The organism is Acinetobacter bohemicus ANC 3994 (assembly GCF_000367925.1).
In the GTDB taxonomy this organism is placed as follows: domain Bacteria; phylum Pseudomonadota; class Gammaproteobacteria; order Pseudomonadales; family Moraxellaceae; genus Acinetobacter; species Acinetobacter bohemicus.
In genome coordinates this window covers 318,606-340,141 of sequence record NZ_KB849176.1, presented here as the reverse complement: position 1 = coordinate 340,141, position 21,536 = coordinate 318,606, and the positions used below count along the sequence as shown (strand labels likewise).

The following is a 21,536-nucleotide window of genomic DNA, read 5'->3' as shown; positions in this document are numbered from 1 at the left end:
AAATCACAGATAACAAAAGAGAGCACAATATTTAAACCCGCTCTCTTCATTTACGTTATATGGTAACATTTTAACAGCAACTTTGCAGATTCGAGCTCAAGATTAACGCCTTAATTGCCGATTCGAACAACTTCACAACAATTAAATTGGTTTTTAGTCAGTTTTAGCTTTAATTTTAAGCCCTTCAAATAAACACTCAAAAAAATCTACTTCAGCATAAGTATTTTCACATGTATCTTTTTTATACAACAGCATCAATCACAACAATATTAAAAGCATAAAAAAAGCACACCAGATGGTGTGCTTTTTTTAACTGATGCAGATTAGCCCGCTTGATCTAACAACATACTACGGATGTGACCGATTGCTTTAGTTGGATTTAGACCTTTAGGACAAACTGATACACAGTTCATAATCCCTTTACAACGGAACAACGAGAACGGGTCGTCAAGACGCGATAAACGGTCTTGAGTTGCTGTATCACGTGAATCGATGATAAAACGATATGCATTTAACAATGCTGAAGGACCCAAGAATTTATCTGGGTTCCACCAAAATGATGGGCATGAAGTTGAACAACATGCACAAAGAATACATTCGTATAAACCATCTAAATGTTCACGCTCTTCAGGAGACTGTAAACGCTCTTTTGGTGGTGCAGGTTGGTTGTTGATTAGGAATGGCTGGATTTTGTCATACTGATCGTAGAACTGATTCATATCCACAACTAAATCTTTAACCACTGGCAAACCCGGTAAAGGACGAACAGTAATCACTTCTGGTAAATCATTTAGGTTCAAAAGACACGCTAAACCATTTTTACCATTAATGTTCACACCATCCGAACCACAAATACCTTCACGGCATGAGCGGCGGAATGTTAATGATTCATCCTGTACTTTCAATGCAAGAAGCGCATCAAGCAACATACGGTGCTTATCAGTCAACTCCAGCTTGAAAGTTTGCATGTACGGTGCTTTATCCTTATCAGGATCGTAGCGGTAGATATTAAATGTACGAGTACCTCTACTCATCTTACTTCTCCCAATTAGAATGTACGTGGTTTAGGTGGAATTGCAGCAACTGACAATGGCTTGTAACGCACTGGCTTGTACTCAAGACGGTTGTCTGATGAATACCACAAAGTATGTTTCATCCACTCATCATCACGACGACCATAAGGATAAGCTGGGTGATCAGGCGACTCTTCAAAGTCTACAACTGTATGCGCACCACGACACTCTTTACGAGCAGCAGCTGAAATCAATGTCGCTTTAGCAACTTCATACAAGTTTTCAACTTCTAAAGCTTCTACACGCGCAGTGTTAAATACTTTAGATTTGTCTTTCAAGTGAATGTTGCGTACACGTGGTTCAATCGCAAGAATTTGCTTCACACCTTCTTCAAGAAGTGCAGTTGTACGGAATACACCAGCATGGTCTTGTACGATGTCACGGATTGCATCTGCAACTTCTTGTGCATTTTCGCCTGTTGTTGAGTCATCCAATTTACGGATACGTGCAACAGTTTGCTCAAGTACAGTGGTAGGAAGTGGCTGGTATTGATCACCGTGGTGTTTAGTCACATAGTCGATGATGTGCTCACCCGCAGCTTTACCAAATACAACCAAGTCAAGTAATGAGTTCGTACCTAGACGGTTTGCACCATGTACAGATACGCAAGAACACTCACCAATTGCATAGAAGCCTTTAACAGGTTTCGTAAAGTTACGATCGCCCGCATTAGTCGAATAGATATCGCTATCTTTGTCATAATGAGCTGTAAATGCTTCAGTTTCAGAACCTTCAGGTAACACCACTTGACCATGGATATTCGTTGGAATACCACCCATTTGATAATGGATTGTTGGTACAACTGGAATTGGTTCTTTAGTGATGTCAACGTTCGCGAACTTCTTACCAATCTCAAATACAGATGGAAGACGTTTCATGATCGTTTCAGCACCCAAGTGCGTCATATCAAGCAAAATGTAGTCTTTCTTCGGACCACAACCACGACCTTCTTTAATTTCTTGGTCCATAGAACGTGATACGAAGTCACGTGGCGCCAAGTCTTTTAAAGTTGGTGCATAGCGTTCCATGAACGGCTCGCCAGCATCGTTACGAAGGATTGCACCCTCACCACGACAACCTTCAGTTAACAATACACCCGCACCCGCAACACCTGTTGGGTGGAACTGCCAGAATTCCATATCTTGCAATGGAATACCTGCACGCGCAGCCATACCAAGGCCATCACCCGTGTTGATGTAAGCGTTAGTAGATGCACGGTAAACACGACCCGCACCGCCTGTAGCAAACAATGTCGCTTTGGCTTGGAATACTGCAATTTTACCCGTTTCTTGATCAATTGCTGTTACACCAAGAACATCACCTGCTTCGTTACGAATCAGATCAAGTGCGATCCATTCAACAAAGAATTGTGTACCCATTTTCACATTGCTTTGATAAAGCGTGTGAAGAAGTGCGTGACCTGTACGGTCAGCAGCAGCACATGCACGTGGAACCGCTTTTTCACCGTAGTTTGCAGAGTGACCACCGAATGGACGTTGGTAAATCGTACCGTCTGCGTTACGGTCAAATGGCATACCCAAGTGTTCTAACTCATAAACCACTTGCGGCGCTTCACGAGTCATAAACTCGATTGCATCTTGGTCGCCTAACCAGTCAGAACCCTTAACTGTGTCGTAGAAGTGGTAGTGCCAGTTGTCTTCTTGCATGTTACCAAGAGATGCACCAATACCACCCTGCGCTGCAACAGTGTGCGAACGTGTTGGGAATACTTTAGTTAAAACAGCAACTTTCAAACCCGCTTGAGCAAGTTGGTAAGACGCGCGCATACCTGAACCACCACCACCAACGATGACTGCATCGAAAGTTTCGTGTGGAATATTTGTGTAATCTTCTTTAGGGGTTATAGCGCCCATGACATTTTCCTATCAATTCGCCCAAAAAATCTGGATTGCCCAGATTGCATATGCAAATACAGCAATAATGACTGCTGAAGTCAGTACAAGGCGTAAACCTGAAGCTGAAGGACCCATTTGACGAGTAGTCACATAATCCGTGAATACCTGCCACATACCAATCCATGCATGCGCAACTAGAGATAAGACTGCCAATAAAGATAAAATCTTCATCGGTAATGTCATCATAAAGCCATACCACTGTTCAAAGTTGAATCCACCATTACACAGGATCCAACCAAATACCACAACGGTATAAACAGCCAGTACAACAGCACTCAAACGCTGGATAAACCAATCGCGAGAACCTGAACCCGAAAAACCAGTAGCACTTTTCATTAGAGTACGATCCATACAAATGCTGCAACAATACCAATTGCAGACAAAATTAATGCGATAGTAGATGCTACTCGGCCACTTTGCAGTTCTTCAGCAATACCTTGGTCAGCAAGTAAATGCTTAACACCTGCAATAAAGTGGAAAATTAAGCCGGCTACAAATACCCATACGATAAAGCGCACAATGAAGCCACCAAGGATTGCTTGAACTTGAGCAAAACCTTCAGCAGAAGACAATGATTTGTCTAAAAGCCACAAAAGTACCGGTACGAGTAAAAATACGATGACGCCAGAGAGGCGGTGTAGAATTGATGCAATAGCCACAGGGGATTTTAAGTTTACTTCTAAAACTTGACCCATGGACAAATTGACAGGTCTGTTGCTTTTCACAGCGGGCATCCTGTAAGTAAAAACTCCATCCGGAGTTTGTTGGAATTAATTCGAAGGAAAGCTAGCATTTTTAGGTAATTGCTATCTCCAGCAACGCCTAAACTTAAAACGACACTGAATTATAAAACGTCAACTATCAAAATACAAACAATCAAAGACCGCTTTTTGAATAAAAATATATAAACAAGAATCATTAACAATAACAAACATTCTATATAAACCAATAATTTAGCTTTAATTCATAGCTATACCCTTGGTTTTTATAAGTAAACCATCCAGCCCACACCCTTTTAGTGACCTCTATGCACCACTCGAATTTAGACTAAAGATATTAAGAATATCCACTCTCACATCTATGTGCTTTCATTTATATGGGAGGACTTGCATTTCCTATCAAAATGTTCACTATTTATTTTTAGAGATAATTTAGATATATAACCAAATGAAATAATGACTTAGCTACAAATAAATATGATTAAATTATGCTAGCGAATGAATTTAAACTTAAAAAAATTGCAAAAAATGACGCATTTAGATTAAATTTTAATCAACTTGCAATTCTCAATGAGTCATTTTTTAACCAATCAAACACAGTAAATGCATTCGAATTTAATGCCAAATAAGGCAACAAAATGAAATATTATTTGAACAAAAATGAATGTAAGTTATGAAAATTAGATAGATTTCGTAAAAAGGGATTAGCACCATTTGTTCAAAAAATAGAACCAGTATTTTTTTATAAACATTTACAATTAAAGCTATATTTATATTTTTTTCTGCACCAAGCGAATAATTTCACTTATTATAGCGCGTCGGTGCTGTGATTTTATTCATTTTTTATTTTAGGGACAATAAACTAAACCTCTGTGAGGGCATCAGTTTTATCCATAAGTATAATTGACAAAATTTCAGTACTCACTAATCTTATAGCAAATTTTTGATCCATCTGATTCGCGCATTATAAAGATGAGTACTACGAGTCGGATAAAACACTCACCAGGACAGGAGATCGATTAAATGTCTGACGCAACTGGCAAAAAAGCCGTTTTACAGCTTGATGGCAAAGAAATTGAATTACCAATTTACAGCGGCACATTGGGCCCAGATGTAATCGACGTTAAAGATGTGTTGGCCGCAGGTCACTTTACTTTTGATCCTGGTTTTATGGCGACAGCTGCATGTGAATCTAAAATCACATTCATCGATGGTAACAAAGGTATTCTTTTACACCGTGGTTACCCGATTGACCAACTTGCAACTAAAGCAGACTACCTAGAAACTTGCTACTTATTGTTAAACGGCGAACTTCCAACAGCTGAACAAAAAGTAGAATTTGATGCTAAAGTTCGTAACCATACGATGGTTCATGATCAAGTTAGCCGCTTCTACAATGGTTTCCGTCGTGATGCTCATCCAATGGCGATCATGGTTGGTGTTGTAGGTGCGCTTTCTGCGTTCTATCACAACAGCTTAGACATTGAAAATGTTGATCACCGTGAAATTACAGCAGTTCGCTTGATTGCTAAAGTTCCTACGCTTGCTGCATGGAGCTACAAATACACAGTGGGTCAACCATTCATGTATCCGCGTAACGACTTAAGCTACGCTGAAAACTTCCTCTACATGATGTTTGCTACTCCAGCAGATCGTGATTACAAAGTTAACCCTATTCTTGCTAAAGCAATGGACCGTATCTTTACGCTTCATGCTGACCATGAACAAAATGCGTCTACATCGACTGTACGTTTAGCTGGTTCTACTGGTGCTAATCCTTACGCATGTATCGCTGCGGGTATCTCGGCACTTTGGGGCCCTGCTCACGGCGGCGCGAACGAAGCTGTTCTTAAGATGCTTGATGAAATCGGCACTGTAGAAAATGTTGCTGAGTTCATGGAAAAAGTAAAAACTAAAGAAGTTAAACTGATGGGCTTCGGTCACCGCGTTTATAAAAACTTCGATCCACGTGCAAAAGTAATGAAAGAAACGTGTGACGAAGTACTTAGTGCGCTAGGTATTAACGATCCACAACTTGCACTTGCTATGGAACTTGAACGTATTGCGTTGTCTGACGAATACTTCATCAAACGTAACTTATACCCTAACGTAGACTTCTACTCAGGTATCATCCTTAAAGCGATTGGTATCCCAACAGAAATGTTTACAGTAATCTTCGCTCTTGCACGTACAGTTGGCTGGATCAGCCACTGGTTAGAAATGCACAGCGGCCCTTACAAAATCGGTCGTCCACGTCAACTTTACACTGGTGAAGTTCAACGTGACATCGCAGGTCGTTAATTCTTAAGAATTATTCGATTTAAAAAACCACCCTTTGGGGTGGTTTTTTAATGTTCAAAAACATATCAACAATATATCAACACTTCATTTATCAATGAACAATATCGTAGTGCTGTAAATTCATTTCTTTAAGTTGTTGTTTTAACTTAGCCAACGACCAAGGCCAAGCGGCAAAGTTACGTCCATGTGCATCTAAGTAATAGCTTTTACAGCCACCACTATTAAATACAGTGGTTTGTAGCTGCTTTTGCAACTTAAAATTATGTTTGCGCACCACCTCTTTTTTTATTTCAAAACGAATAAATTTCAGACTTTTCATTTTCACCAAAGCACTGACGATATAGTCCAGTTGTGCTTCTGCAATCCCAATAAATGAATCATAGACCAAAATATTGGGACCCAGTACCAGAAAGGCATTTGGCACACCTTCAATACTGGTGCCTAAAAAAGCCTCTGGGGAACTGTCTTTCCACAAATCCGCAAGTAACTGCCCTTCAGCATTCCTCACCCGCTTTCCAACTGGAGGATGAGACACTTCAAAACCAGTGCCCCAAATAATGACATCCACATCATGTCGCTCACCATTAGCAGCAATCACAGTATTGCCCTCTACCTCAACCAAACCATATGGAATGAGATGCGTATTGTCTGCTTGCAATGCTGGATAATAATTATTGGCAAACAATAATCGCTTACAGCCAATCGAAAAATTAGGGGTGACATTTTTACGTAATTGTCGATCTGGAATTTGCCAACTCAATAATTTCCGACTCAGAAAATTAACCGGTTCTAAAACTTTTGGATTACGTAAACCAAAGTTAATAATATTTAATGAACTCGCGACCACCCCACGCCATTTCTGCTGAATTGCTGGTATTTTTTCAACCAAAAGCTTGCCTTTTTCACCCAATGGGAAATCTGGTTTAGGTAATACCCATGGTGCAGTACGCTGAAAGATAAACAATTCACTCGCCAAAGGTTGAATTTGTGGCACAAATTGAATGGCGGATGCCCCTGTTCCAATCACAGCAATTCGCTTCGCTGTTAAATCACAATCATGATTCCATCGTGCAGAATGAAACATTTCACCTTTAAAAGTTTCAATTCCCTTAAGTTTAGGCATTGAAGGCTCCGTAATCGGACCTGTGCTAAAAATCACAGTTTTGGCCTGATAAGTCCCTTTTTGTGTTTCTAGCTGCCACAGATGTTTGTCCTCATCCCACTTCGCATTCATGAGTTCATTATTAAATTCGATCTTTTGCTTGAGATCGAACTGATCTACAACATCTTCCAAATAACTTAAGATTTCAGGTTGCTTGGCAAATAAATGACTCCATTTATAACTCGGTGCAAATGAAAATGAATACAATGCCGATGGCACATCACAACCACATCCCGGATAGGTATTTTCACGCCACGCCCCACCGACACGATCCGCTTTTTCGATCACAATGTAATTATCATAGCCAACTTTATTGAGTTTTACCGCAGCAGCAATTCCGGAAATTCCAGCTCCCACAACAATCGTGTCATACACATGACTAGGCAGCTGCACATTGTGATCTGTTGTATTTTTAGCTTTAGCTGAGCTACGCTTTTTAGTGGGTTTTGTTATGGTTTTCTTTAAATTTTGCACTGTATCTACGTCAGCATTTTTTAAATTGACATCAAGTTCAGTTTTAATATTCATTTTTTAACCTTCTTATTTTTTTATGTATTTATTAAATATTGGATAGCCCATGCCAAGCAGTTTTGCATACAAGCTAGGTGCAGCACGCTTCATCCACCAGAACAATTTTGCATCAGGTTGAGGAATGGTGTAAAGCCGACCCGCATCTAAATTATTCAGCGTTTTAATCACTACTTGATCAGTGGTGGTAAAAGCATGATTCATCAACAAATGATCTGCCCGCTCTGAATAATGACTCGGTAAGCGTCCATTTTTCATAATATTGGTCGGTACTAAGGTTGGGCAAAGCACATTGACCCGAATTTTTGCACCACGTAATTCTGCTGACAGCGTTTCTGACAAAGCCAACACACTCGATTTAGTTACGTTATAAGCAGTCATTTCAGGTGCGGCAGTAAAGCCTGCCGCAGAAGCCACATTAATAATTGCACCATAACCTTGTTGTTTAAATTTAGGCACAAAGTAGTGACAACCATAAATCACACCCCATAAATTGACCTGCATACACCATTGCCAATCCTCCAGCGAGACTTCATCAAACTTACCACCTAAACCCACGCCCGCATTATTAATCAGCAAGGTTACGGAGTGTTTCATCAATTGCTCGGCTTGATCAGCCAAAGCTTGCACTTGATGCTGATTTCCCACATCACATTGCACCGCAAAAGCTTGCGCTGAAGTTAAGCTTTTAATCATTTGCACCGTTTCATCGGCTGCATCTAAATTAATATCCGCACAGACAATAGTGCCACCACGTTTTGCCAACTCCACCGCAAAACTGCGCCCGATACCACTTCCTGCACCCGTGACCACAGCATAAGCATTTCTTGTAGGCGCCAACTTTTTTGAAAAAATAGCCATATTTTTATTCCATTTATTTTATATTTATTTAAGTTCTATTTTTTAAACCTTTAGTGCTGGGGTAAACTCCTTGATAAAATAAGGCGCCAACACACCATCGGTAGGATTAAGCAAACGCTGTTTATAATAGGCAAGAAATGCCGAAGTATCATGATCATTCGGATGAAAATCAGGACGTAAATAATCAAAAATATGCCGAATGCTGCTGCCGTAAACACCATCTTTCAAACCAAAAATCAGCCCAACACTGCGGCGCATATCTTGCCAATAGCTCAAACTAATCAAATTTTTAGGCTTGCGATAAAAAGGCACCAATAAAGATGCTGCTGAAATCAGCACTAAAATCGTAATCAGCGCGGGGAAAAAACCTGCAATACGTAAAGCATAGTTATTCGACAAGGTCTGAAAGACATCAAAAGCAATATCTTTATGCTCTGACTCTTCCAACATATGCCACATCCAAATCGCACGCTGTTTTTCATCTTGAGAAGCAAAAAAGATAGCTTCATGATTCATCATATATTCGGCTAAAACAGCAGTAAAATGCTCAATTGCCGCCATCAATGATAATTTCATCGGTTGTGGTAAGCGATTAAAACCATAATCAAAAACCCAACCGGCCCAAGTACGAAATAGCTTCACAGGCAAATCGACTTGTAAAAAGGCATCATTCAACTCTTCATGCAACTTAGAATGCAACGCCTCTTGACCAATCAGTGAAGTCACGCGTTGTTTGAGCAGCGGATCTTGAATCAAATTGCGATGGTAACGTGCAGTATCTATCACTAAATCTTCACCATAAGTGAGAAAAATTGACAATGATGCAAAATAAGCACTGGCCAATTCGGCATTCATATAAAACTTGTAATCAATCTGCTGAGGATCGAAATCAAACTTCATATGACGAATAGGTACAATGGGAGATTGTTGATCTAAGCTAAAGGATACACCTGCAAATTTTTTTGCCAGTGTAGCTTTTATAGATTGTGCAAATAACATGGCGACACCTTATTTTTCTAGGTTGAGCAACTTCTATTTCTAAGCGTAATTCTTTCTGCAACTTAAAAATAAAAACCAAACTTTGTAAAAAAATTAAGCGATACCACCCTAGATGCCATTAGCAATTCACATCAACTGATTAGCAAATTATGACTTTAGATTTGCTTGTCTAACAATTTTTAGCGCAATTTAGCAGTTCAGGACAGAATCATGCTTTTTGAGACAAAAACGGAATACAGGCTTCATAGGCCCGACACTCTTGCCCACGTGCTTTTTTAATAAAATAATCCTGAACCATCTGCGCTTGTTGCTCAATGCCATACTGTAAAAACAGTTTACCTTGCTCCAAAATGTAATTGTATCGACGATCAAAGATCGCTTTACGAATGACAGATAAGCCTTGTTGAATTTGCCAAACATGCGCTTGTTTACTTATAAGTTTAAAAAAATGGACTTCCATAAATCAAAGATTTAACTATAGCCACAGAATTAAACAGTCAATTTCTAAAATTATAAAAATGGACATCATGCCTCCCTCTTTTATAATATTTTGTTACAAATAAATATAATCTATATCCCATCTAATGATGGATTAACTAAGTCACTGACTTCAGCAATAGCAAAAATTTTATTTTTGAAATAAGAGACGTTTAAAAAGTCAAACTATAAATTGGCTTAAAATAAACATATAAAAACTAATACTTATAACTATTTACCGTCTCCAAAATGCTTCCAATTTAAGCTCTAACTTCAATCTAAGGGCATTCATTTATTGAATCTATATTGTTTGTATCCTCAATATCTTTAAAATACAATTTTAGAATTACACGATGAGTCCTAACCATGAATACATCATCAGTACAATCTATAGATAAAAAATAGTTTTAGAAAAAGCCTTTTTCAATACGGGTAAACAATTCAATTTTACTCAAACTCAACTTGCCACTATTTTGGGAATATCTGAGCCAACAATAAATAAATTAAGAACACAACTTGAAATAAATCCTGCATCCAAGCAAGGTGAATTAGCATTATTATTTATTAATCTGTTTAGAGCTTTACATCATCTAACAGGTGGTGATTCAGATTGGATTCAGCATTTTCTTAAATCAAAAAATCGAGTCACTGGTGGAGTTCCAATGGAACAAATTGAAACTGTTCATGGTTTAGTTTCAGTTCTTCAATTTGTTGAAGCTGTTCGACGCTAATAATATGTGTATTTATATACACGTATATTTTATCGTGTTATCTTTAGGCCACGATACAATCAGACTTTATCCAAATGAATAAAGAACTCGCCATTGATTCCGCACTTAGCGTTCTCAATGACCCTCTTTTTAAGGCATTACAAGAACCTGCAAGACTTGCTGTGATTCGTCAACTCTTAATACTTGGTAAAGCAGATATCAGCCAAATTGCTGAAGACCTTCCTCAAGAAAGATCTGTAATATCGCGTCATTTACAAGTTCTACTTGATGCAGGAATTTTACGTGTTGAACGCGCAGGAAGGCATCGTATTTACGAAATCAATGGGTTAGAGATCATTCATAAGTTTGAAGCCATCTTGAAGGAACTGAAACTCATCATGCCATATTGTTGTAACTAACTTTTTTTACCCAATATATGTATATAGGCACACATAAGCACATTTAATACAGGTTCGATTTTATGAAAACAATAGAAACATTAGTCATCGGTGCAGGGCAAGCAGGCTTAGCTGCTGCATGGCATCTTAAAAAAAATCAGGTTAATTATCTTATTCTAGAAGCAACCAATCAGATTGGAGGTTCATGGCATCATTATTACGACAGCTTAAAATTATTCTCTCCTGCCGCATATTCATCACTACCTGATCTCAGCTTTCCTAAAACTGAACATGCATATCCTCTACGGGACGAAGTAATCGACTATTTAAAATCGTATGCTGAAAAATTTAACTTTCCTATTCAGCTAAATGAAAGCGTCATAAGAGTTACTCCTAATGATCAAGGTTTTGAAGTCTTAACGAGCCAAAACAATTGTTATCAGACCAAAACGCTCATTGCTGCCTCTGGTGCATTTGCTCAGCCTTATATTCCTAAAATAAAAGGACTAGATAAGTTCAAAGGGAAAATTATCCATAGTGCTGAATATCTGAATCCACAAAGCTATATCAATCAAAAAATAGTCGTGGTGGGAGCTGCAAACTCTGCTGTGCAAATTGCAGCTGAATTGGGAACTTCCTCAAACGTTACAATTGCAACCCGAGAAAAGATAAAGTTTTTCCCGCAGAAAATTCTAGGTATGGATTTTCACTGGTGGTTAAAATGGACAGGCTTAGAAAAAACACGTTGGCTAAACGATCAAAGCACACCCGTCTTAGATGATGGACGATACCGTGCAGCCCTGAAAAGTGGACTATTTCAGCAACGCGAAATATTTACTGAAGTGGATGAATCTGGTGTCATTTGGTCAAATGGTGCAAAAGAAGAAATTGACACACTCTTATTTGCCACAGGATTTAGACCTAATGTTTCGTATTTAGATGGGTTAAAAGTGATTGATTCAAATCAAAACCTAATTCAGCGTAATGGAGTATCGGATGCACATTCAGGCTTATATTTTTTAGGCTTTCCTAAACAAAGAAATTTTGCATCAGCGACCTTACGTGGTGTTGGTGCTGATGCTGCCTATATCATGCCTTTCCTATTGAAAGACTTGAAAAGTTAAGTTTTAAGTCAATCTTGAGTTTGTTGAAAGAGAACTCTATTGCTTCCATTCAATAGAGTTTACTCAGCCACTTTTTCAGCCTGATGAACGGGTAACTTCAGCGTGCCAATCAATGCGATAAGAACTAAAGCAATTAAAATCATTAATAAGATATTGATTCCCCATTTTTCAAGAATAAACGCAGAAATGAGAGGCCCAAAAGCCAATGCAATCATGATAGGCCGACCTAATAAGCCCATTCGAGTTGCATAACCTTCTTGTCCAAATAAGGCGAGAGGTAATGTGCCTCGAATGATAGTGAGAATACCATTCCCTGCGCCATATAAAGCTGCGCCAAGCAAAGCCAAGACATATCCATCTGTGAACAAAAATATGATGCCAAAGAAACTAATCAATACACCAACACGACTTGACCAACTTGGATGTAAGTTTTTAAACAAAGAGAACTCAAGCAACCTCGCTATAATCTGCGCGGGACCAATCATCATACCAATCGCAAGGGCAGTTGATACACTAAAACCAATGGTTTTTAGCATCGATAATAGATGGACTGAAATTGTCGCAACGACAAAAGACTGTACTGTCAGAATAATTGCCACCAACATAAAGAGTCGATTACCTTCTTTATGTACAGTGGTTTGGTTATTGAGTTCTTTAGCATGAGTTTCCGTGCTTTGCTCTTCTCTAGGAAGTAAAAAGTAATGCAACGGAAGGCCAAGAAGCAGATGAAATAAAGCAAGAATAAAACAACTGATTCTCCAACCGTATAAGCCTTCAAAAAATACGATGAGCGCCCAACCGATAGTACTGGCTAAGCCACCTAATAGTGTTACTCCAACTATCGCTGTTTTTGCATCTTGACCAAGTAATCGCCCCAATGTTGAAAATGCGGCATCATACAAGCCAAAAGCCACCAATACCGAGCATTGTCCATGCAAAATAATAAACCAATAGATGAGAAGAAAGCCCTAAACATAACAGTCCGATTGCGAAGAATATTGAACTGATAGAGAGTGCTTTTCTCCCACCAAATTGTTCGATAAACCTTCCAACTTTTGGAGAACAAATACCCGTAACAATAAATCCCCAAGACAATCCAGCAATCACTAAAGTTAGTGACCATCCTGTGTCTTTGGCAATGAGACTAGCCAGTACTGCGGGAAGATAAAGTGTTGAACTCCACGCTAGAATCTGCGTGAATCCCATAACTGCAATGAGTTTGTATTTTCTTGAATGAAGTAACATCACAATAAAGAATTATCCATAAAGTATTTAGAACGGATCAGTGAAAACCTTTCAATCAGTCCCTTCAAATTTATAAGTTCTAGCTAAATAAACTGCAATTTCATCCACTGTGGCTCTTGCTGTTCTGGACACTCCAATTAATGTCGCGGATGCCATGCCTGCCCAATCACCATAGCCAACCAACCATAAGTTATTCACTTTTATAGAACGCCCATTATTGACTGCAACAGTCTGATTAGGTTCTACCACATCAAGACTTCTTAAATGATTGAGTGCAGCTTTAAATCCTGTACACCATATCACTGCATCTACAGCTTGTGTTGAACCATCAGCCCATACAACTGAATCCTCTTTAAATGCAGTAAAAGGTTCTCGGCTATGTAATACGCCACGTTCGCGTGCCTCTTTGACACTGTCAATCATGACAATATCACCCAGACCACCAACAGGCTGATTGATAACTTTACCTTCCTGCTGCGCTTTTAATCGCTCGGTTGCCCGAAGAAATAAAACACGCCCATCAACGTCATCTGATAAAAATTGAGGTGGTGTTACTGTGACCCAAGTGGTATCTGCAACTTTTGAGACTTCAGCAAGAATTTGTGCCCCAGAATTGCCACCACCAACTACAATCACTTTCTTATTGATAAAAGGTTCTGTATTTAAATAATGTGCTGAATGCGTTTGTATTCCTTCAAATCGCTCATGTCCTTCATAATGCGGAATATAAGGCTGACTCCATGTCCCAGTAGCACTGATCACCGCTTTTGCTCGCCAATATTGATCACCAGCATATACATCTAAGTAGCCATCGTTTTGTTCAATATGATCTACATGTACGGGGCGAATGATCGGAAATTGATAGCGTTGCTCGTATACCGATAAATATTCGATGACTTCATTTCGCGTTGGATAGGTTTGTTCAGTCGTTGGCATCATCCAGCCAGACAACGAACTCCAAGTATTTGGAGAAAAAAGACGTAGAGATTCCCAAGCATGTGACCATGCACCACCCGCCTGAGATTGGTCATCTAAAATAACAAATGGAATTTTCTTACGTTTGAGGAAATAAGCTGTAGCAAGGGCTGCTTGACCACCCCCAATAATGACTACATCGACTTCAGCTTGTAATTGAGTCAAAGCATCTCTCCCATTCTTTATTGTCATAATCAAAATTAAAAACCCAATCTGTGCAACAGATTGGGCGTATTTCATACAATTTTCAAGCGTTTAAATTAGACTTTCAATTGCTCAATTGATCAAGATACTTTTCGGCATCCAACGCAGCCATACAGCCTGAGCCTGCCGAAGTAATTGCTTGGCGATAAATGCTGTCAGCAACGTCACCCGCAGCAAATACACCAGCAACAGAAGTTGCAGTTGCATTACCTGAAGTGCCTCTTTGTACTTGAATATAGCCATCACGCAGGTTGAGTTGACCGTCAAACATACCTGTATTCGGTTTGTGACCAATGGCAACAAATAAGCCATGAACTTCAACGTCTTGTATGCTTTCATCCAAAGTTGACTTCAAGCGGACTGACGTGACACCAGTATTATCACCTAAGACTTCATCAACTTGATTGTTCCAAAGAACACTAATTTTGCCTTCTTTTTCTTTGGCAAAAAGATGATCTTGTAGAATTTTTTCTGAACGCAAGCTGTCTCTACGGTGAACTAAGGTGACATGTTCAGCAATATTAGAAAGATAAAGCGCCTCTTCAACCGCAGTATTACCACCACCGACAACCATAACCTTTTGGTTTTTGTAGAAGAAACCATCACAGGTTGCACATGCACTGACACCTTGACCCATGAATTTAGCTTCAGATTCAAGACCCAAGTATTGTGCTGTCGCACCTGTGGCAATAATCAGTGCATCACAAGTGAATTCTTCCATGTCGCCTTTAAGTACAAATGGACGGACGCTTAAATCGACTTCATTGATGTGATCATACACAATCTCTGTGCCAAAACGTTCAGCATGGGCTTGCATTCGCTCCATAAGTGCTGGGCCAGTTAAACCTTGTGGGTCGCCCGGCCAGTTATCTACCTCAGTAGTCGTGGTTAATTGACCACCAAGTTGTAACCCCACAATCAATGTAGGTTTTAAGTTTGCGCGTGCTGCATACACAGCAGCGCTATAACCCGCTGGTCCTGAACCTAAAATCACTAATTTAGAATGTCTCTTTTGCATTTCTGATCACCTAGAGTTTATAAACTACGTTGATTGACACGCTTAGATAATTCTTCAGCTGATTCTTTGCGCTCTGAATAACGATTTGTGAGGTACTGACTTTGCCCGCGGGTGAGTAGGGTGAATTTATATAATTCTTCCATCACATCCACAATCCGATCATAGAAGGCTGAAGGTTTCATCCGTCCATCTTCTTCAAATTCCAAAAAAGCTTTGGGAATAGACGATTGGTTTGGAATCGTGATCATACGCATCCAGCGCCCCAAAATACGCATCTGGTTTAAGCTGTTAAAGGACTGCGAACCACCACTGACTTGCATCAATGCCAAAGTCTTTCCTTGTGTTGCACGAATCGCACCGCCAGCCAGTGGAATCCAGTCAATCTGCGATTTAAAAATAGAACTCATGGAGCCATGACGCTCAGGCGAGCACCACACCATCCCTTCTGCCCAAGCGAGTAATTCATGCAACTCTTTAACCTTTGGATGCTCAGTGTCCGCATCTTCAGGTAAGGGTAGGCCTTTTGGATGAAAGATTTTTACTTCAGCGCCAAACTGCTCCAAAATACGTCCTGCTTCCATCACCGCCAATCGGCTGTATGAGCACTCACGGTTTGAACCATACAGCAGCAAAATACGTGGTGGATGATCCAGCTCTTTAGCTTGAACTTTTTCCAAAGTAGGCTGATCAAGCAAATTCATATCAACATTTGGGAGAGTCATAAAAATTACACCTCTTTAAAAAACTTTTTTCTTAACCACAATGACACGCTCACCAAAGCAATCAGCACAGGCACTTCAACCAATGGCCCGATCACCGTTGTAAAAGCGACTGGCGAAGCTAAACCGAATGTGGCGATTGCAACGGCAAGTGCTAATTCAAAGTTGTTTCCAGCCGCAGTAAAAGAGATTGCTGCTGTCTTCGGATAATCATTGCCCATCCATTTGCTCATAAAGAAGCTAATAAAGAACATCAATACAAAGTAAATTGTTAAAGGAATCGCAATTCGTAAAACATCCATTGGTAGGCTTACAACATCACCACCTTTTAGGCTAAACATAGCCAAAATCGTGAACAGCAAAGCAATCAAACTTAGAGGACTGATTTTTGGAATAAACTTGGTTTGATACCACTCCACGCCTTTTTGTTTCACCAAAATTAATCGCGTTAAGAAGCCTAATAAAAACGGAATACCGAGATAAACCAAAACAGCATGGGTAATAGTCCAGAAATCAACATTGATCACTTGCCCTGCAACGCCAAAATAAGGCGGTAAGAAGGTCAAGAATAGCCAAGCATAAGTACTAAAGAACAAAATCTGAAAGATACTGTTAAAAGCAACCAGTGCTGCGACATATTGGTTATCACCACACGCCAAACCATTCCAAACTAGAACCATTGCAATGCATCGTGCTAAGCCGATCAGGATTACGCCCGTCATGTACTCGGGATAACTCTGCAAAAATATGATTGCCAATGCAAACATCAGCACGGGAGCGATCAGCCAGTTTTGTACTAAGGATAAAGTCAGTGTTTTCTTATCCTTAAATACTTGCGGTAACGTCGCATAGTCCACTTTTGCCAGTGGCGGATACATCATCAAAATCAAACCTATCGCAATAGGAATATTGACTGAATCCACACTCATTTTATCCAAAGCGACAGAGGCTTGCGGAAAGAACACGCCTATCGCAATCCCCAACGCCATAGCAATAAAAATCCATAGCGTGAGGTTACGATCTAAAAAGGATAATCTTTGTTGAGCCATGATGTTCTCATTCAATATGCGAAATTTGATTGATTGCAGCAATCAAATCTGGGCGAGGCATATGCGCTGTATCGAGTGCCAATAAAGCGTCTAAGCGACGGTTGATATGATCAACAGTGACTTGGAATGCTTTGAGCTTTTCTTCTTTCGGTAGATCCAAATGTGAAGGATCAGCCAAACCCCAATGTGCTTTGATTGCACCACCTAAATACAGTGGACATGCTTCTTGTGCTGCCGAATCACAGACGGTAATCACAACGTCAGGTTGGTATTGTTCACAGTCATCAATAGTTTTACTCCACAAACCTTCAGTTGAAAGACCTAGGTTTTCCAAGGTTTCAATCGTCAGTGGATGCACCTGTCCAGATGGTTTGCTACCTGCACTGTAAGCTTTCCAACCTTCAGGCGCACGGCTATTAAAAAGTACTTCGGACAAAATGCTGCGACAGCTATTCCCTGTGCATAAAAAAAGAAATTTCATATTGTTCTACTCGCAATAACTATTTATTTGCTGAAATGGCATTTCAATTTTCGGCTGTAATTCAGCGTTTTTAAGTGTGTTCAACACTTCTACGCACCAATCAGGTAAGTTTGGATTAATGCTGTAATAAACCCATTGCCCCTGACGTCTATCCTGTAACAACCCCAAAGAACGCAGTAAAGCCAAATGACGTGAAATTTTGGGCTGACTGAGCTGTAGTTTCTCGGTCAAATCACAAACACACTGCTCACTCTGCTCGGCAACCAACATGACAATGTTGAATCGAGTTTCGTCAGATAAACATTTAAAAAAATTGATTTTGTCCATATATATACTCACTCAACTATATGGATATATAGATATTCACATATATTGATTAAATTTTTATTTCAATCGCTGCCCATTTGCATCAATCACTTGCTCACCGTCTTCTTTAGTGAAAGTACCCTTTTGCGGTAAAGGCAAAATCTCCAGCACAATTTCAGAAGGACGACTTAAACGAGTGCCCAAATCTGTGACCACAAAGGGGCGATTAATGAGAATTGGATATTGCAGCATAAAATCTAAAAGCTGTTCATCCGTCCAATCATCACGTTCTAGCTCTAGCTCAGAATACGGCGCAACATTTTTACGAATTGCCTCCCGCACGGTTAAACCCGCATCCGCAATCATTTGAATCAATTCATTTTTAGAAGGAGGTGTTTCAAGGTACTCAATCACTTCAGGTTCAATATTGGCATTACGGATTAATGCCAATGTATTGCGTGATGTACCACATTCAGGGTTGTGATAAATTTTAACGTTTGGAGTAGCAGACATTTGCTCAAACTCAACAGGATCTTTGAATATATTTATATACGAATAAGCATATATATGCAAATCCATATTTCAATTATCTAAGTTTCATGGTTGAACTAATCATAGCTTTAGTCATCAAATAATGATTTACACTACATGTCAGAGACATGATTTAAAGCAAGAATAGAATAAAAGACTAATATTTCTTTTACTTTACTTACCATAAAAGTTTCAAATGCCGAATGCATTAGAACCATAGTTCATTTTATTGTGTTAAGCCATATTTAGACCCAGCTTTAAAAGATTTAACTATCAATCGGCTTCAAAAGTAAGTAAAAAATCTAACTCATGATAAAAGTCCAAACTATTTGTATGTACTTGTTTTATTCCAAATGCTTTTTTTAGAATTGTCGCCAAATTAAGATTTGGTTTTGATTTTACACAATTTAAGACGTATAAAATTTGAAAAAAATTCAAAAAATGGCAGTTTGCAAACATGATTAAACTATTCTGACCATCATGAAAGCTAGTGCCATCACTAAATTCAGCTGTAAGCTTGTCTAATCTCTCATTGATTTGCTTTATCGCCTTTATAACCTTCACATCTGTATCATCACTAACAATTTTGACATTTAGCATAGATCGTAGAATAGCACCCACTATTTGTGAAGTATGCAAAGAGCCATAATCAAATTGGGTTATTGAAATTTTAATGATATTGCGATCGCCATGAATCACTTTTTGTGAGTCCTTAAACTGTAGCACACCTCCATGTTTTATTACGCGCCCGTGAAGATTAGCTTGCACTTGTGAATCGATCAAAGCTGCTGAGATGTCATTCAAGATAGCAATTACATCACCATTTTTTGCAGCACTTGTTAGCATTTTTTTCTTTGATTCAAAGAAAATGATACTGTCCGTTAGTTCTACAACAATGTCTGTCTCAAGGGACTTGTACTTATCAGGTTTAATTTGCAAATCAGAAACCATTCTCTGAGGTACATTGTATTTACCATCAGTACCCAAAACCTTTAAATTAGCTTGACTTAACCTCTGTGTAATTATTACTTCCTGAAGTAGCCCTATATGGCCATCTATATTAAACTTCTTACCATCATCCAGAGTTTTTACAGAACGTAAAAGAACGACTAATTGTGTGTAAAAACCCATAAAGAAAAAATACTTATTGGGCACATAGTATTGCTCTATATTCCCCATCTTTTGTTTAATAAAAGGTTTCATATAATAGTCAACTTCCGAAAAGTCATTAATACTATTGAAGCGGTTATTCGCCGAATGAATATGACTTAAGTTTGTGAGCTCAAGTTCTATTACATTCACAGTATGCTTTTCAACCAATATCTTATAGCTTGTCGTCGTATTGAATACACCTGATCTTCTTGATGTAAATTCTTGCATACACATTGCAAAGATTTCCATTATTAGATCAATTCTTTTCCTAATTTCCACTGGCAAAGCCTTATTGGACAAGGATTTATAAAGTTCGTGGCTGAGTTCAAATACATGATCAGGATTATATTGGTCAATTTTATAAAATTGATCTAACCGTGTGTACCTGCGCATATAAGTTAAAATATCTGAATGATCAACTGAAGCTAAGCCTATGTCGTGCCCAGTGTTCACAAGATTAAGAATATTTGTTAGATGTGCCGAAATTTCAAAAATTTCCTGAACAGCTTTTTTGATATCTGTTTCAATTCCATATTTCGATGCTTTGCTTACGTGTTTTAGCCCAATACGATATAAAAGACCAATTGGGTACACAAAATTTTGACCATTAAAAGAGTAATCCCTTGATGCTTTAAAGTAATACAAACCGTAAGGCTTGAAGAATTGTGATAAATACTTATTAATTTCTAAAGTAAAGTATCCTCCTAAACATTCTATTTTCTGATCTAAAAGGTTGAAAATTGTATCGAATAACTCAGAGGAAAAATCACCATTTTTAACCTCGACATGTAGCCCTTGATTCTTAAAATATTGAAGAGACTCGTAAATATATGCCTGATCAGAACCCATTTTAAGACCAAAATAAATATCATCAGTATCTTCATTATTTTTAGCCATGCGAATAAAACAAGCCAAGGCAATGAACTTTTTCCATTGTTCCTTATTACTGGTAACAATATCGGTTTCCACCATCTTCACAGGGTTTTGAGAGATGATAATATTTCGTAATCCTAAGCAATCTTGAATTACCCTTAAAATATTCAGGATTCCCGCATCAAAGTTCTCCCACCAGTATTGAAGTAAAAACTTTTCTTTTAGTTCCATAAACTTTTTTATACTGAAGTCTTCACCTATAATCAACTCTCGCATAAATAATCTAATCTTTTGCTCTAAGCCATTCGACATGTACCTTCGGTTTTGAAACTCATCAAGCAAATCATCAGGCAAAATATCTGAAATCAGTAGATGCTTTGAAGATGCAAAAATCTCCTCAAACTCTTCGAAAGTAAACAATATTTTTCCCCATATTTAGTGTTGTGGAAATTTTAAATACATTACCACGGACATCATTAATCTATAAATCTTTGATTTCAATACCAATATAAAGCTAATTTTAAATTTTTCTATGAAAATCATCTATTAGGATAGCCATTATATTTACTAAGTTTTGTTGTTGATTGTGAATTATATTCAAATCATCGCCTAACAAAGCTCTTAAAGCAAACAGTCCATAAATAAGTTCAACTAAAATATTTTTAATTAAATACTAACTAAAAGTGTTTATGTCTTCTTCGTAGTTAGGTCAAAT

General features: G+C 38.6%; 19 protein-coding genes and 2 pseudogenes. 4 read left to right on the top strand and 17 right to left on the bottom strand.

The genetic code is table 11. The annotated features are described in order from the left end of the window. Positions 1-323: 323 nt before the first annotated feature. Genes F994_RS14415 through sdhC form a run of 4 tightly spaced genes read right to left on the bottom strand, consistent with a single transcriptional unit; the run spans position 324 to position 3,723 of the window. Positions 324-1,034, bottom strand: a complete 711-nt coding sequence (locus F994_RS14415; RefSeq protein WP_004651298.1) for a succinate dehydrogenase iron-sulfur subunit — start codon at positions 1,032-1,034, stop codon at positions 324-326. 14 nt (positions 1,035-1,048) lie between these two features. Beyond that, a complete protein-coding gene (sdhA, locus tag F994_RS14410) occupies positions 1,049-2,947 on the bottom strand; it encodes a succinate dehydrogenase flavoprotein subunit (RefSeq protein ID WP_004651297.1) in 1,899 nt (632 codons plus the stop codon). 12 nt (positions 2,948-2,959) lie between these two features. Continuing rightward, on the bottom strand, positions 2,960-3,325 hold the full coding sequence (sdhD, locus tag F994_RS14405) for a succinate dehydrogenase, hydrophobic membrane anchor protein (RefSeq protein ID WP_004651296.1): 366 nt from the start codon (positions 3,323-3,325) through the stop codon (positions 2,960-2,962). Further along, complete coding sequence (sdhC, locus tag F994_RS14400) at positions 3,325-3,723, bottom strand: succinate dehydrogenase, cytochrome b556 subunit (protein WP_034697261.1); 399 nt, start codon at positions 3,721-3,723, stop codon at positions 3,325-3,327. The genes sdhD and sdhC overlap by 1 nt, the downstream gene beginning before the upstream one ends. A 1,008-nt stretch (positions 3,724-4,731) precedes the next feature. On the opposite strand from sdhC, the gene gltA reads away from it, so the two are divergent. Beyond that, the gene (gltA, locus tag F994_RS14395) at positions 4,732-6,009 is read left to right on the top strand and encodes a citrate synthase (RefSeq protein ID WP_004651294.1); all 1,278 of its coding nucleotides are present in this window, start codon (positions 4,732-4,734) and stop codon (positions 6,007-6,009) included. Between the two features lie 91 nt (positions 6,010-6,100). On the opposite strand, the gene F994_RS14390 is transcribed toward gltA, so the two are convergent. From F994_RS14390 to F994_RS14375, 4 genes and pseudogenes are all read right to left on the bottom strand, one after another. After that, entirely contained in the window at positions 6,101-7,624 is a 1,524-nt protein-coding gene (locus F994_RS14390) for a flavin-containing monooxygenase (RefSeq protein WP_407636547.1), read from the bottom strand. Between the two features lie 87 nt (positions 7,625-7,711). Then, positions 7,712-8,560, bottom strand: a complete 849-nt coding sequence (locus F994_RS14385) for an SDR family NAD(P)-dependent oxidoreductase (protein ID WP_004651292.1) — start codon at positions 8,558-8,560, stop codon at positions 7,712-7,714. Positions 8,561-8,602: 42 nt separating this feature from the next. Then, positions 8,603-9,559: a metal-dependent hydrolase gene (locus F994_RS14380; protein ID WP_004651291.1), complete on the bottom strand. Its 957-nt coding sequence runs from the start codon at positions 9,557-9,559 to the stop codon at positions 8,603-8,605. Positions 9,560-9,767: 208 nt separating this feature from the next. Next, a pseudogene (locus F994_RS14375) lies at positions 9,768-9,998 on the bottom strand (type IV secretion protein Rhs); the annotation flags it as partial. Positions 9,999-10,437: 439 nt separating this feature from the next. Here F994_RS14375 and F994_RS14370 point away from each other — a divergent pair. From F994_RS14370 to F994_RS14360, 3 genes are all read left to right on the top strand, one after another. Continuing rightward, the gene (locus F994_RS14370; protein WP_051061105.1) at positions 10,438-10,767 is read left to right on the top strand and encodes an MbcA/ParS/Xre antitoxin family protein; all 330 of its coding nucleotides are present in this window, start codon (positions 10,438-10,440) and stop codon (positions 10,765-10,767) included. A 74-nt stretch (positions 10,768-10,841) separates the two neighbouring features. Beyond that, complete coding sequence (locus F994_RS14365) at positions 10,842-11,165, top strand: ArsR/SmtB family transcription factor (protein WP_004651289.1); 324 nt, start codon at positions 10,842-10,844, stop codon at positions 11,163-11,165. Between the two features lie 62 nt (positions 11,166-11,227). Next, positions 11,228-12,268 (top strand): flavin-containing monooxygenase, encoded by a 1,041-nt coding sequence (locus tag F994_RS14360; protein WP_004651287.1) that lies wholly within the window; start codon positions 11,228-11,230, stop codon positions 12,266-12,268. A 59-nt stretch (positions 12,269-12,327) separates the two neighbouring features. On the opposite strand, the pseudogene F994_RS14355 reads toward F994_RS14360, so the two are convergent. The 9 genes and pseudogenes from F994_RS14355 to F994_RS14315 form a co-directional block, all read right to left on the bottom strand. After that, positions 12,328-13,474 (bottom strand): annotated as a pseudogene (locus F994_RS14355) (MFS transporter). Between the two features lie 90 nt (positions 13,475-13,564). Continuing rightward, positions 13,565-14,653: an ArsO family NAD(P)H-dependent flavin-containing monooxygenase gene (locus tag F994_RS14350; RefSeq protein WP_034697374.1), complete on the bottom strand. Its 1,089-nt coding sequence runs from the start codon at positions 14,651-14,653 to the stop codon at positions 13,565-13,567. A gap of 103 nt (positions 14,654-14,756) precedes the next feature. After that, positions 14,757-15,710, bottom strand: a complete 954-nt coding sequence (gene trxB, locus F994_RS14345) for a thioredoxin-disulfide reductase (protein WP_004651283.1) — start codon at positions 15,708-15,710, stop codon at positions 14,757-14,759. Between the two features lie 17 nt (positions 15,711-15,727). Further along, positions 15,728-16,432, bottom strand: coding sequence for an arsenical resistance protein ArsH (gene arsH, locus F994_RS14340; RefSeq protein WP_004651282.1), 705 nt, complete (start codon positions 16,430-16,432; stop codon positions 15,728-15,730). Between the two features lie 5 nt (positions 16,433-16,437). After that, positions 16,438-17,478 carry an ACR3 family arsenite efflux transporter gene (arsB, locus tag F994_RS14335; RefSeq protein WP_004651281.1) on the bottom strand — a complete coding sequence of 347 codons (1,041 nt, stop codon included), beginning with the start codon at positions 17,476-17,478 and terminating at the stop codon, positions 16,438-16,440. A 7-nt stretch (positions 17,479-17,485) separates the two neighbouring features. Further along, positions 17,486-17,959 (bottom strand): arsenate reductase ArsC, encoded by a 474-nt coding sequence (locus tag F994_RS14330; protein ID WP_004651280.1) that lies wholly within the window; start codon positions 17,957-17,959, stop codon positions 17,486-17,488. A gap of 6 nt (positions 17,960-17,965) precedes the next feature. Further along, positions 17,966-18,286, bottom strand: coding sequence for a metalloregulator ArsR/SmtB family transcription factor (locus tag F994_RS14325; protein WP_004651278.1), 321 nt, complete (start codon positions 18,284-18,286; stop codon positions 17,966-17,968). A gap of 57 nt (positions 18,287-18,343) precedes the next feature. Further along, positions 18,344-18,778, bottom strand: a complete 435-nt coding sequence (gene arsC, locus F994_RS14320; RefSeq protein WP_004651277.1) for an arsenate reductase (glutaredoxin) — start codon at positions 18,776-18,778, stop codon at positions 18,344-18,346. A 291-nt stretch (positions 18,779-19,069) separates the two neighbouring features. Continuing rightward, a complete protein-coding gene (locus tag F994_RS14315; RefSeq protein ID WP_004651276.1) occupies positions 19,070-21,241 on the bottom strand; it encodes a hypothetical protein in 2,172 nt (723 codons plus the stop codon). Positions 21,242-21,536 lie beyond the last annotated feature (295 nt).

What these genes read in the sequence shown, in the direction of transcription:
- F994_RS14415 (WP_004651298.1), bottom strand. Translation starts at nt 1,034, where the DNA reads ATGAGTAGAGGTACTCGTACATTTAATATCTACCGCTACGATCCTGAT.
- sdhA (WP_004651297.1), bottom strand. Translation starts at nt 2,947, where the DNA reads ATGGGCGCTATAACCCCTAAAGAAGATTACACAAATATTCCACACGAA.
- sdhD (WP_004651296.1), bottom strand. Translation starts at nt 3,325, where the DNA reads ATGAAAAGTGCTACTGGTTTTTCGGGTTCAGGTTCTCGCGATTGGTTT.
- sdhC (WP_034697261.1), bottom strand. Translation starts at nt 3,723, where the DNA reads ATGCCCGCTGTGAAAAGCAACAGACCTGTCAATTTGTCCATGGGTCAA.
- gltA (WP_004651294.1), top strand. Translation starts at nt 4,732, where the DNA reads ATGTCTGACGCAACTGGCAAAAAAGCCGTTTTACAGCTTGATGGCAAA.
- F994_RS14385 (WP_004651292.1), bottom strand. Translation starts at nt 8,560, where the DNA reads ATGGCTATTTTTTCAAAAAAGTTGGCGCCTACAAGAAATGCTTATGCT.
- F994_RS14380 (WP_004651291.1), bottom strand. Translation starts at nt 9,559, where the DNA reads ATGTTATTTGCACAATCTATAAAAGCTACACTGGCAAAAAAATTTGCA.
- F994_RS14365 (WP_004651289.1), top strand. Translation starts at nt 10,842, where the DNA reads ATGAATAAAGAACTCGCCATTGATTCCGCACTTAGCGTTCTCAATGAC.
- F994_RS14360 (WP_004651287.1), top strand. Translation starts at nt 11,228, where the DNA reads ATGAAAACAATAGAAACATTAGTCATCGGTGCAGGGCAAGCAGGCTTA.
- trxB (WP_004651283.1), bottom strand. Translation starts at nt 15,710, where the DNA reads ATGCAAAAGAGACATTCTAAATTAGTGATTTTAGGTTCAGGACCAGCG.
- arsH (WP_004651282.1), bottom strand. Translation starts at nt 16,432, where the DNA reads ATGACTCTCCCAAATGTTGATATGAATTTGCTTGATCAGCCTACTTTG.
- arsB (WP_004651281.1), bottom strand. Translation starts at nt 17,478, where the DNA reads ATGGCTCAACAAAGATTATCCTTTTTAGATCGTAACCTCACGCTATGG.
- F994_RS14330 (WP_004651280.1), bottom strand. Translation starts at nt 17,959, where the DNA reads ATGAAATTTCTTTTTTTATGCACAGGGAATAGCTGTCGCAGCATTTTG.
- F994_RS14325 (WP_004651278.1), bottom strand. Translation starts at nt 18,286, where the DNA reads ATGGACAAAATCAATTTTTTTAAATGTTTATCTGACGAAACTCGATTC.
- arsC (WP_004651277.1), bottom strand. Translation starts at nt 18,778, where the DNA reads ATGTCTGCTACTCCAAACGTTAAAATTTATCACAACCCTGAATGTGGT.